Here is a 12390-nt window from a genome sequence, read left to right on the forward strand (position 1 = left end):
TGGTTTTTGATATGGTTATTAAATGATTGTTAAATAAGGTAAAAGGTTTCGCTTTATCAAACAATTCATTCTTAGTACTTTTGTGCCGCTGAAATTTACCTTAAATAAAGTATTGAAATCATATGACAATTAGTCTTACCACTCAGGAAAAATTCGAAGACAGGCATCATGGGAAAAGGTCAAAAAACCTAGACGAAATGCTACACAAAGTTGGCGTTGAAAATATAGACCAACTAATTAGAGAAACGGTTCCTGCAGACATCAGATTAAAGAAGTCACTTTCTTTGCCTGAAGCTAAAACAGAAACTCAGTTTTTGAAAGATTTTAGAGTTCTAGCCAATAAGAACAAAGTCTTCAAGTCTTTTATAGGTTTAGGTTATTATGAGTCAATTTTGCCAAATGTAATTCAGCGAAATATTTTAGAGAATCCTGCTTGGTATACTGCATATACACCATATCAGGCAGAAATAGCCCAAGGAAGACTAGAAATGCTCTTTAATTTTCAAACAGTAATTTGTGATTTAACACAAATGCCTTTGGCGAACGCATCTTTACTAGATGAAGGTACTGCAGCAGCAGAAGCCATGGCAATGTTTTATGGAAACAGAAAAGGAGCTAAAAAGAAAGTAGCTGATGTTTTCTTAGTTTCTGAAAATTGCCATCCTCAAACTATTGATATTGTTATTGGTAGAGCCCTATCTCAAGGTTTGAAGGTAAAAGTGGTTTCGGAAGCAGAAATGGAGTTTTCAGAAGAGGTTTTCGGCGTTTTGATTCAAAACCCGGGAAAAGACGGAGAAATAAAAGACTTTACGGAGCTTATTGAAGATGCTCATGCAGCAAATGTTCAAGTAGCTGTAGCCGTAGATTTATTATCACTAACGCTTATCAAATCTCCTGGTGAGATGGGAGCAGATTGTGTTTTAGGTACTGCCCAAAGGTTTGGTATTCCAATGGGACTTGGAGGGCCACATGCAGCATTTTTTGCTGTTACAGAAAATTATAAAAGACAAATTCCCGGAAGAATTATAGGCATGTCAAAAGATGCTCATGGAAATGATGCCTACAGAATGGCACTTCAGACTAGAGAGCAACATATTAGAAGAGAAAAGGCAACTTCAAATATTTGTACATCACAGGTGTTATTAGCTGTGCTTTCCGCTGCATATGCTTTATATCATGGCTCGGAAGGTTTAACAAGAATAGCGGAAAGAGTTCACGGTTTAGCCCGATTTTTTGCCAACTCTGTTCAAGGCCTAGACTTCAAAATCAATAATGAGGACTTTTTTGACACGGTATCTGTAGAGGTAAATGGCTCAGAAAAACTAAAAGAATTGGCGGAAGCCAAAGGTATCAATCTTAGGTATGTTGATGACGATACTGTTTGCGTAAGCTTTGATGAAGCTAAAACATTGAGTGACGTAGGCGACTTGTTAGAGATTTTTGCTGAGACAAGAGGAGACAGAGTTTTGATGAGCCTTAAAGGCGAAATTGAGTCAGGTATTCCAAGTATACTGAAAAGGCGTTCTAGTTTTTTGACGAATGAAGTTTTTAATACACATCATTCGGAGCATGAGATGTTACGTTATCTAAAAACTTTGGAGAATAAAGATTTGTCTCTTGTTCATTCTATGATTTCATTAGGTAGCTGTACCATGAAATTAAATGCTACGGCAGAAATGATTCCTGTAACATGGCCAGAAATAGGAGGACTTCATCCTTTTGCCCCGGCAAATCAAACAGAAGGTTACCATGAGCTTTTCAAAAACCTTCAAGACTGGCTAGCGGAGATAACAGGTTTCGATGCCGTTTCTTTACAGCCTAACTCAGGTGCTCAGGGAGAATATGCAGGCCTAATGGTAATAAGAGCGTTTCATGAGAGCAGAGGTGATACGGAGAGGAACATTGCACTCATACCTTCTTCCGCTCACGGAACCAACCCAGCCTCAGCGGTAATGGCTGGTATGAAAGTAGTGGTGACGGCTTGTGACGATAACGGTAATATTGATTTAGAAGATTTAAAACTTAAAGCAAAGGAGCATTCTGAAAACTTAGCTTGTTTGATGGTGACGTATCCATCTACCCATGGGGTTTTTGAAGAAGGTATTAAAGAAATATGTGCCTTGATTCACGAGCATGGCGGTAGAGTTTATATGGACGGAGCCAATATGAACGCACAAGTAGGCTTAACCTCACCGGGAACTATAGGAGCGGATGTTTGTCATCTTAACCTTCATAAAACATTTTGTATTCCTCATGGTGGAGGTGGTCCTGGGATGGGGCCAATTGGCGTAGTGAAAGACTTAGAACCATTCTTGCCAGGACATGTACAAATGAAAGATAGAAAAAGTGCAGAGACTGATTCTAGTGGATATTCATTTGGGTCTACGCATGCTATTTCTGCAGCACCATGGGGTAGTGCCAGTATTTTGCCTATTTCGTATGCCTATATAGAGATGATGGGTGCAGAAGGTTTAAAGAATGCTACACAATATGCTATTTTAAACGCCAATTATATTAAAACCAGATTAGAAGAGCACTTTCCTATATTATATACAGGTAAAAATGGAAGATGTGCTCATGAGATGATTGTAGATTGTCGTGCTTTTAAAGCATCAGCAGGTATAGAGGTGGAAGATATAGCCAAAAGGCTAATTGATTATGGTTTCCATGCTCCTACGGTTTCTTTTCCAGTAGCAGGTACTTTGATGATAGAGCCTACGGAGTCAGAATCTAAACAAGAGCTTGATAGATTCTGTGATGCATTGATTTCTATTAGAGCTGAAATAGCAGAGATAGAGAATGGAGACTATCCTTCTGAAGATAATGTATTGGTAAATGCACCACATACCATGGAGGTAGTGATGTCTGACGTATGGGAAAGACCTTATGCTAGAAATAAAGCGGCGTTTCCTGCAGAATATGTGAAACAGAGTAAATTTTGGCCGTCGGTAAGTAGAATTGACTCGGCCTATGGCGACAGAAACCTAGTGTGCAGCTGTCTGCCACTAGAAGCTTATGCAGAAGCGTAAAAAAAATATAGACGTAATAGAAAAGATGAATGAGTTTGGCAAAAGCCAAACTCCTTTTCTTTTTATGGTCGACTTTGAAATGGAAGCCCCCATGGTTATTCCACTCCATGCTTTAGATAGTAATAGGCTGATTTATGCCATGAATGATAATTTTGTCAGTTATCAGAATTTTAATCCTATCAATTTTGAAAATTTAGAACCTCTTCAGATAATTAAGAAACCAATTGGCTTAAAGACTTTTAAAAAAGCTTTTGGTCAAGTTTTAGCTAATCTAAAGAAAGGAAATAGTTTTTTGACAAACCTGACAGCCGAAACTGAGATTACTAGCAATTGGTCTTTAGAAACACTTTTTCATCAATGTAAATCCAAATATAAGCTTTTTGTCAAAGGTGAATTTATTTGCTTTTCGCCTGAAACTTTTGTTCAAATTGGTTCTTCAGGTAAAATTTCTTCTTTCCCAATGAAAGGGACTATCAATGCTCAAATAGAAAAAGCGGAGGCTATTATTTTGGCAGATGAAAAAGAAAAATACGAGCATACCACCATTGTAGATCTTATAAGAAATGACCTTAGCAGTGTAGCGAATAAGGTCTGGGTGGAGCGTTTTAGGTATATTGACAGAATAAAAAGGCAGGATGGCTCAGAACTTTTACAAGTAAGTTCAGAGGTTTGTGGAGAGCTAGGAGTGAATTGGCGAGAGCGAGTAGGGGAGATAATATTTAAATTATTACCTGCTGGCTCTATTTCAGGAGCACCTAAGCCAAAAACATTAGAGATAATAAAGGAGGCAGAAAGGCTTACTTTTAAATCGGAAAAGAGAGGTTTTTATACAGGTGTTTTTGGCGTGTTTGATGGAGAAAAGCTCGATTCGGCAGTTATGATTAGGTTTATAGAACAAACTTCAGAAGGCTTAGTTTTTAAAAGTGGCGGTGGAATAACATCCAGAAGTATTGCCGAAAAGGAATACGAAGAATTATTAAGCAAAATATATGTCCCTATTCTTTGAAACAGTCAAATATCAGAAAGGAGAGTTTTTCTTAATGGATTACCATGCAGAGCGACTTAACAGGACTCGTTTTGAAAAACTGGGATTACGTAATCCTATTAATCCAATCGATTTTTTAGATAAGCTCCCTGAGGATGATGGCCTTTACAAGTGCAGAATGAATTATGCTGAGGGAATTTCAAAAGTGACTTTCAAGGCTTATAAAGCTGCCTTGCATCAAAAAGTGCTATTAAAAGAATGTGGCGATTATGATTACTCTTTTAAATATGCAGACCGTGTTTATTTAAATAATGCAGTTTCTGAAACTGATGCAGAGGATGTTATTTTTCTAAAAAATGGGAAATTGACAGATGCGAGTTATTCCAATCTAGCATTTTTTGATGGAACAGATTGGTTTACGCCTAAATCATACTTGCTAAAAGGAGTTAAACGCCAGTTTTTAATTGATAGTGGTTTTTTGAAGGTCAAAGAAATTTCAAAAGGGGATTTGACCGAATACAAAAAGATAGCCTTTATCAATGCCATGCGAGACTTTGAGCTAGTTTATAGTTTCACTTTAGATAATAATGAAATTCACCTTACCTTAGAATCATGAGATACAGTTTTCTTTTGGTCTTAATTAGTTTAAGTTTTTCTGCTTTTGGGCAAGAGAAGTACTTTTTAATAGAAGGTGCTGAGTTAAGCATAGCGAGCTATCAAAAAGCTATCGCATCGAGCAACTACCTAGACATTGACATTGAAAAAGGCGAGTTAAATGGAAAGTTTAATACTGGCAGCTTTACAGGTTTTTATGAGGTTGTGAGTACTTCTATAGGATTTGTGAAGGGGTTTAAATACCGAATGGCTCTTGGCTATTTACAGCGAGATGTGATGAATAACCCAACCTTTATCAATTTCACCCAAACGTTAGCAGATGGTAAAGGATTCTACTTTTATCCAGATGTTTTGGCTAACCCTACTTGGCATTTTTTAGAGATTAGTAGTGCTGATAATGAAACACTTCGGTTTGTAAGAAAGCATTAAGCTTTTAGTCTAGGGGTCAATAAAGTCTAAGTATGTCTTGGAATTTAAATAATCAAAAACTTATATTTGCAACATCATTCTCAAAGCGGATTTCCCGCATTTAAGATTGATTTATAAAGACGAGGGGAGAGAATAGGCTCTATGAACCTCGGGCAACCTGTCCCGCATAATGCGATAAGGTGCCAATACCTACCTAATGGTGCAATAAAGGCCCTTGGGACTTATAAACCAGTCTGTGATTTTCAAACAATCCTGTTGGTTTTATTCCGATTTTCGGGAGCATATATCTTATGTTTTGGTATATGATTATAAACATTTTAAAAATTAAAATTGGTCATGTCTGATTTAAAATTTGAAACCCTACAATTACACGCAGGTCAAGAAATTGACCCAACTACGCTGTCAAGAGCAGTACCTATTTATCAAACTACTGCCTATCAGTTTAAAGACTCTGAGCACGGAGCTAATCTTTTTGCTCTGAAAGAATTTGGGAATATTTATACCCGAATCATGAACCCAACTAATGACGTCTTTGAGAAAAGAATGGCGGCTTTAGAAGGTGGAGTTGCTGCTTTAGCTACAGCTTCTGGGCACTCAGCTCAGTTTTTAGCTATCAACAATATTACTACAGTAGGAGATAATTTCGTAAGTAGTTCTTTCTTATACGGAGGTTCTTTTAATCAATTCAAAAACTCTTTTAAAAACTTAGGAGTAGAAGCAAGGTTCGCAAACGGAAACGATGTTGACAGTTTTGAATCTTTAATTGATGAGAAAACTAAATTACTTTATGTAGAGTCTATCGGAAACCCTGGTCTTAATGTTCCTGATTTTGAGGCTTTGGTAGCTTTGGCTAAAAAGCATGATTTACCGCTAATAGTTGATAATACTTTTGGTGCTGGTGGTTCTTTGGTGCAGCCATTGAAACTAGGAGCTAATGTGGTAGTAGAATCTGCTACCAAATGGATTGGTGGTCACGGTACTAGCATGGGTGGTGTGATTATAGACGGCGGAAACTTCAACTGGGGAAATGGTAAGTATCCTCAATTTACGGAGCCATCTCCAAGTTATAATGGCTTAGTGATGAATGATGTATTTGGAATTGGCGGGCCATTCGGAAACATCCAATTTATCATTAGATGTAGAGTAGAAGGTCTTAGAGATTTTGGTCCTGCTCAGTCTCCGTTTAACTCATTTATGTTATTACAGGGGCTTGAAACACTTTCTTTAAGAGTGGAGAGAACTTGTGAAAATGCCATGGGTTTAGCCAAATGGTTAGAAGCTCACCCAGAGGTAGAAGATGTAAGTTACCCAGGTCTTGAAAGTCATCCTACGCATGATTTGGCTAAGAAATATTTGACAAGAGGTTTTGGTGGTGTGCTTTCATTCAACCTGAAAGGAGACAGAGCTAAGGCAGAGAAATTTGTCAATTCATTGAAATTGATTTCGCATTTAGCTAATGTGGGCGATGCAAAAACATTGATAATACATCCTGCCAGCACTACACACTCGCAGCTAGGAGAGCAAGAGCAGTTAAACGCTGGTGTTCTACCAAATCAATTAAGAATTTCTGCTGGTATTGAGCATTTAGAAGATATCAAAGCTGATATTACGCAAGCAATGGAAGCCTAATAATTAATGCACGGTCAGGGATTTTTGACCGTGCATTTTTCTTTTTTTAAGTCTATTTATGTTAAAGAATCATACATTTCATCATTACGCACCCATTCACTTAGAAGACGGCGAGTTTCTTCCTGAGTTGGAATTGGGCTATACTACTTATGGTGAGCTTAATGAAGATAAAAGTAATGTAGTTTGGGTATGTCACGCTTTCACAGGCAACGCAAACCCATCTGATTGGTGGGCTGGATTGATTGGTGAAAATAGGCTTTTTAATCCAAAAGAGCATTTTGTGATATGTGTGAATGTTCCTGGTTCACATTATGGTAGTTCAAACCCGTTAAGTGTTAATCCAGACACTGGGAAACCATTTTTCTTTTCTTTTCCAATGCTCACTATTCGTGATGTGATTCAATGTTTTGAGTTATTAAGAGCAGATTTAGGCATTGAAAAAATACATACTTTAATGGGTGGTTCTTTAGGTGGCCAGCAAGCAGTGGAGTGGGCTGTGAGTAATCCTGATTTGTTTGAGAATTTGATTTTGTTTTCTACAAACGCCATTCATTCTCCATGGGGAATTGCTTTCAATGAAAGCCAAAGAATGGCAATAGCCAGCGACCCAACTTGGCAAGAACCACATGAAAACGCAGGAAAAGAGGGTATGAAAGTGGCACGCAGTATTGCCTTACTTTCTTACAGAAACTACGAGACTTATAACAGAACGCAGTCAAGAGACGAAGGTCAAATAAACTTTTTTAGAGCTAGTACTTACCAAAGTTACCAAGGAGAAAAAATCAAAAAGCGATTTAACGCTTATTCTTACTGGGTATTAAGCAGAATGTTTGATTCACATGACGTGAGCCGTGGTAGAGGGTCTATTGCAGATGCACTTTCTAAAATAAAAGCAAAAACGCTGGTGATTGGGATTTCGTCCGATATGCTTTTCCCGATAGCCGAGCAGGAGGTTTTAGGTGATTTGATACCAGGGGCTACCTTTGCTAGAATAAATTCTACCTATGGTCATGATGGTTTTTTGATAGAATTTGAGCAAATGACCAACGTTATTAAGAATTGGCAATCTTAGCCATCAATTCTTTTAATACTGTTGGGCGAATGACATGGTCTCCGTCAAATTCGATGATGGTAGGTGAGATTTTTTCTCTTAGATTATCCAGCATTTTCTTCTTCATTTCTGGCTGATTAACCAAATAGACATCGCTAGTGCCATAAACATAATAGCTCTTGGTAGAGCTTAGTTTGCTTGGTTCAATAACATCTTCAATTCCGTTTCCGAAAAAACCTGCCCAGAGCACTAGGTTGGAGGCAAAGAATGAAGTCTGATTTAGCCATCTACATGCTGTGGTACAGCCTTGTGAAAATCCTAAAACGTTAATATTGAGGTTTTTCATATTGACTTGTTGGCTTATTTGAGCCAAAAGAACATTCAGGTAATTGACATAATCATTTACCTCGTCCTCTCTCATTTCTCTGGTAATCCAGCTTGCACCTATTCTTTCGTATTTATTATTGAGGTAAAACCTTGAAAGGCCTTCTGGAATTAGGATAGCTGTTTCTTCGTTTTCCATGAATTTGAATTTCTTTCCAAAGTAAGACGCCAATTGGCCGTATCCATGGAAACAAACCCAGATGTTTTTAGTCTTTTCAGAAACTTCACCTAATAAAATATAGCGAGCGGTACGTTCTACCTTGATGCTTTGATATTTCATTGACGGTTTAGTTTAGCATTCATTATTTGACCAAGTTCCAAAGCTTTACTTTTCAGAAACTCTGCTTTTTCTCCGGTAAAAAGTTCATCAACTGTTCTAAACCAGTGCGAAAGCCAATGCTCAAAAAGTTCTGTGGTGATAGGATGGCTTTGATTTTTCTCAATGTGGGCCCACATTAAACCACCCTTATAGCTGCCAGTTTGAAAAAGCCAGTTGTCCCAAAAATTATATGTTCTTTCTAAATGTCTTTCCCATTGCTCAGGTGGCATCACAAAAACAGGAGCCATTTTTGGGTCGGCATGAACGTATTCGTAGAATTTATTGACAAGGTTTATAATATCGGTTCTGTTTTCTATTTCTTTCATAAATAATTATGAACCCAACTATTCGTTCTTTAGTATATGTTTATATTTGAGGATAAAGTTATGATACAAAAGAGCTACTTACATACATTATTGGTCTTTTTGATGATAGGTTTTCTGTCTGCCTGTAAAGTGCAAAAGAAAACTGCCGTAAATGGTGATGCTTCTGCATTACAACGAAATGTTAAAAAGGATGTTGAACCATTAATTTCTGCTATTAAAACAGACTACATTTTGAAAGATTCCTCCATGATAGTAATGTATCTGAAGGTTGATTTTGAAAATTTAGATGGGAGTGGCTTAACTTCGGTAGCGGCTTTAAATAAGAAGTTTAAAACAAACTGGGCATACAATCCTTCTGCGGGGATTAAGGAAAAGTTAGAATCTGGCCGAATAGAAATGGATGCTAATAATGCAGAATTAGAAGGTAATAGACTTTACCTGAAATTAGAAATTCCAAGATTAAGAGAATACTCGGAGGCCATTTTTGCTTTAGAGTTTATTGATTTATCAGCTTCTAGGAAGTTTACAAATCAAACACTTATTGACTTTAATGGCACTAGGCCAAATCATAGATACGGTTTGTTTGTGAATAATAGTAGCAGACCCACTTTTGAATCTTTCGTTTTGGCGGGTACGCCCATTGCTTTTAAAAGTATGAATGGTAAGCCGCAGCCGCTTTATTTGAAGCGGTATTCTTCAGAAAGTCTTGCGGCACTTTCGCCTATGAGCACCTCTAAGAGAGATGAACTTACTGGTTTTAAAGAAGAGGAACTTATAAGTTTTATGTCTGGCGAAACGCTGAATTTATCAAAGGAAGGCACATATGTGCTTTTAGATAGTAGCGAAGGCGTTAAAAATGGTTTTGGTTTTTTGGTGGTAAATAATCGATACCCACGTCTTACTAAAGTAGAAGATTTAGTAGAGCCACTTATTTACATGAGTACTAATGATGAGATAAAAGCTTTAAAGGAAACCGAGAAGTTTAAAGAGTCTTTAGATTTATATTTTTTAGCTATGACTGCCGGAAAAGAATCTTTGGCGAAGCAAATTATCAAGTCGTACTATAGAAGAGTAGAGAAGGCTAACGATTTGTTTTCAACATATAAAGAGGGATGGAAGACAGATAAAGGAATGATTTACCTAATTTTGGGCCCACCGTCCAGAATTCAAAGGTCGGGTCAGCGAGAAGTATGGTTATACGCTCAAAGTGCCAATTTCTCCGAAATAATATTTACATTTTATCGTAAACAAAATCAATTTAGCGAGGACCATTATGAGCTAGTGAGATACCCAGAATATGGGGCATACTGGTACCCGTTTGTAGAAGCATGGAGAACAGGAAGCGTTTTGGAGTAAAGCAGGATTCATTTCAGCAAAAAACTAGATTTCATAAGCCAGCACCTAAACAAAATACAGATGATTTTGTGTTTGGTGTTCAGTCTGTTTTGGAGGTTTTAAACTCTGAGAAAGATGTAGAAAAAATATTGATTCAGAAAGGTTTTTCTCATGACGAGGTGGAAACCTTGGCAAGAGAAAGGAATATCGGGATTCAGCGAGTACCAGTAGAAAGACTTAATAAAGTCACTGGTAAAAACCACCAAGGGGTTATTGCTTATGTTTCGGCTATCAATTATGCTAGTTTAAGTAATGTTATTGCCAGTGCCTTTGAAACTGGTAGAACACCTATCGTTCTTATTTTAGATAGAATAACCGACGTAAGAAACTTTGGAGCTATTGCCAGGACTTCAGAAGCATCTGCGGTGAACGCTATAGTTATTCCAACCAAAGGAGCGGCACAAATAAATTCGGATGCAATGAAGACCTCTTCTGGAGCCTTAACGCATGTTCCGGTTTGTAGAGTTAACGAACTTACAGCGGCTGTTAAAGAGCTTCAAGAAAGCGGATTTACGGTTATAGGATGTACAGAAAAAACAAAAGATACTTATTTTAGACATGACCTTACAGGGCCATTGGCTATAGTGATGGGTTCTGAGGAAGATGGTATTTCTGACGAACTAATGGAGAAATGCGACATGCTAGGTAAAATACCAATGCTAGGAAAAGTAGGTTCACTTAATGTTTCTGTGGCTTGCGGTGTTTTACTTTATGAAACCAACCGTCAACGCATGAGTGTCGAAGGATAAAAGAAAAACTTTTTGCAAGAGAAAGGGATGCCATTTTAAAAAATAGAATCCCTTTTTCATGAATTTCAAGTACTGATTTTCTTTACAAATAAATTTTTCTTTGGCTAAAAAGCTACTCTTACCGCTGAACTATCTGTAGTTGACAAACTATTCAGGTTAATGTTTAAAACGTTATTAGCAATCTGAATACCTTGGCTTGTTCCGCTTTCGGTAGACATTCTGTAGTGAATACCTGCGTAAACTGGAGCTACTTTAGCCTCTTTAATATAGTCTGTAAAATTTTTGTATGCTCTTTTAGAGGAGGTGCTTTGATTTGTAATCTCGAAAGTATACTCTTCTCCAAATTCATTTGCCAAAATAGTGGCAACAGCCGAAACTAAAGAAGCTTCCTCTGATGTATAATCAGGAGCCGCAATAGATTCTTGCAAAGGGGACCACTTAGGGTCAATCGCTTGATTGATGTAGGTTACTGGTCGCATTAAGTTGTTGCCAAACTTACTTTTCCACGAACTGACAAGAGCATCATGCATAGCAAATGTAACTTGTAGATAAAGCTCGAGTGCCTGATCCAGTTTATAATTCTCTTTGGTAATCAATTTTGAAACTAAAGCTAACTGATTTCCAGCCTGGGTAACAGAACCATGTGGCATTTTCCAGAAATTCATTATTTCTTTTTGACCAACACTTAATGAGTTTACTGTAAGATATGTGTCATAAGCTTGAGCAAAAAATGTCGAATTTTCATCAAAAGAAAAGGCTTCAGCTGCTGGTGCTCTGAATGAACTGTTGGCCGAAGCAAAGCTTCTTACATCTCCCCATTTTGGTAATAGTGGTCTGCTTTTATCTCCAGTAGGTTTCCATGATGAAACAGAATTGAAAAGAGAATTACTAAGTGGGTAATTATTATCGTAAGCTAAGTGCCCTCCATCCGTTTTAGCATAGTTCCAAACAGCGTTTGCCATTTCAGCTCCAAACCTAATAGAACGCTCTATGGCATCTGTTCCAACACCAACTTTTAAGGTTTGTTCATATTCCTTCTTAAGGTCATCCATCTTTGTTTTGTAAACATCGCTGGTAGTTCCATAAAGGAGTTTCATTAAGGTATGCTGTGAGGCATTAACCGCGATTGGCCAGTTATACTCTTGGTTTTCTTCAATAACCGGAACGTTATCAAAGCCTTGTAATTTTCCAGCTAAGCTCTGCTTATTAGATATTCCTGGCACAGCGGCTTCATATGCAGCAAGTGCAAGGTAAGCCATGCTTCTAGCAGCTACAGGGCCCTCATAGCCCGGAGTGGCTTTTACTACCTCTAACTGAAGTCCTGCATAATCGTTTAAGATAGCAGCAGAGTAATTAGAAACTGGCGTTGAGATCTCTTCTTGAATTGGTTCGGCGTCATCAGTGCCTTTATTACATGAAGTAGCAAGTATAACGGTCAATCCTATGAGTAGGAATGATTGTATTTTAGTCATAAACTAT

11 protein-coding genes and 1 riboswitch are annotated in these 12390 nt (G+C 37.6%); of the genes, 8 read left to right on the top strand and 3 right to left on the bottom strand.

What is annotated here, in order from left to right:
• Positions 1 to 122: 122 nt before the first annotated feature.
• The 6 genes from gcvP (at position 123) to metX (ending at position 7759) form a co-directional block, all read left to right on the top strand.
• Positions 123 to 3029 carry an aminomethyl-transferring glycine dehydrogenase gene (gcvP, locus tag AADJ06_RS12690; RefSeq protein WP_341226836.1) on the top strand — a complete coding sequence of 969 codons (2907 nt, stop codon included), beginning with the start codon at positions 123 to 125 and terminating at the stop codon, positions 3027 to 3029.
• Positions 3016 to 4035: an aminodeoxychorismate synthase component I gene (locus AADJ06_RS12695; protein WP_341226837.1), complete on the top strand. Its 1020-nt coding sequence runs from the start codon at positions 3016 to 3018 to the stop codon at positions 4033 to 4035. Before gcvP ends, AADJ06_RS12695 begins: the two co-directional genes overlap by 14 nt.
• Positions 4019 to 4630: an aminotransferase class IV gene (locus AADJ06_RS12700; RefSeq protein ID WP_341226838.1), complete on the top strand. Its 612-nt coding sequence runs from the start codon at positions 4019 to 4021 to the stop codon at positions 4628 to 4630. The genes AADJ06_RS12695 and AADJ06_RS12700 overlap by 17 nt, the downstream gene beginning before the upstream one ends.
• Positions 4627 to 5058 carry a hypothetical protein gene (locus AADJ06_RS12705; RefSeq protein WP_341226839.1) on the top strand — a complete coding sequence of 144 codons (432 nt, stop codon included), beginning with the start codon at positions 4627 to 4629 and terminating at the stop codon, positions 5056 to 5058. The genes AADJ06_RS12700 and AADJ06_RS12705 overlap by 4 nt, the downstream gene beginning before the upstream one ends.
• Before the next feature lie 108 nt (positions 5059 to 5166).
• A riboswitch (SAM riboswitch) is annotated at positions 5167 to 5288 on the top strand.
• A gap of 106 nt (positions 5289 to 5394) precedes the next feature.
• The gene (locus AADJ06_RS12710; protein ID WP_341226840.1) at positions 5395 to 6687 is read left to right on the top strand and encodes an O-acetylhomoserine aminocarboxypropyltransferase/cysteine synthase; all 1293 of its coding nucleotides are present in this window, start codon (positions 5395 to 5397) and stop codon (positions 6685 to 6687) included.
• Positions 6688 to 6745: 58 nt separating this feature from the next.
• Positions 6746 to 7759, top strand: a complete 1014-nt coding sequence (metX, locus tag AADJ06_RS12715; RefSeq protein ID WP_341226841.1) for a homoserine O-acetyltransferase — start codon at positions 6746 to 6748, stop codon at positions 7757 to 7759.
• Here the strand turns inward: metX and AADJ06_RS12720 are convergent.
• Positions 7740 to 8402: a phospholipase gene (locus AADJ06_RS12720; protein ID WP_341226842.1), complete on the bottom strand. Its 663-nt coding sequence runs from the start codon at positions 8400 to 8402 to the stop codon at positions 7740 to 7742. The genes metX and AADJ06_RS12720 overlap by 20 nt on opposite strands.
• Positions 8399 to 8767, bottom strand: a complete 369-nt coding sequence (locus AADJ06_RS12725; RefSeq protein ID WP_341226843.1) for a group III truncated hemoglobin — start codon at positions 8765 to 8767, stop codon at positions 8399 to 8401. The genes AADJ06_RS12720 and AADJ06_RS12725 overlap by 4 nt, the downstream gene beginning before the upstream one ends.
• A gap of 60 nt (positions 8768 to 8827) precedes the next feature.
• On the opposite strand from AADJ06_RS12725, the gene AADJ06_RS12730 reads away from it, so the two are divergent.
• Positions 8828 to 10123, top strand: a complete 1296-nt coding sequence (locus AADJ06_RS12730; RefSeq protein WP_341226844.1) for a GWxTD domain-containing protein — start codon at positions 8828 to 8830, stop codon at positions 10121 to 10123.
• Positions 10096 to 10911, top strand: coding sequence for a 23S rRNA (guanosine(2251)-2'-O)-methyltransferase RlmB (gene rlmB / locus AADJ06_RS12735; protein ID WP_341226845.1), 816 nt, complete (start codon positions 10096 to 10098; stop codon positions 10909 to 10911). The genes AADJ06_RS12730 and rlmB overlap by 28 nt, the downstream gene beginning before the upstream one ends.
• A gap of 104 nt (positions 10912 to 11015) precedes the next feature.
• On the opposite strand, the gene AADJ06_RS12740 is transcribed toward rlmB, so the two are convergent.
• Positions 11016 to 12383 (bottom strand): vanadium-dependent haloperoxidase, encoded by a 1368-nt coding sequence (locus tag AADJ06_RS12740; protein ID WP_341226846.1) that lies wholly within the window; start codon positions 12381 to 12383, stop codon positions 11016 to 11018.
• Positions 12384 to 12390: the final 7 nt, after the last annotated feature.

It is taken from the genome of uncultured Arcticibacterium sp. (genome assembly GCF_964021845.1).
GTDB lineage: Bacteria > Bacteroidota > Bacteroidia > Cytophagales > Spirosomataceae > Arcticibacterium.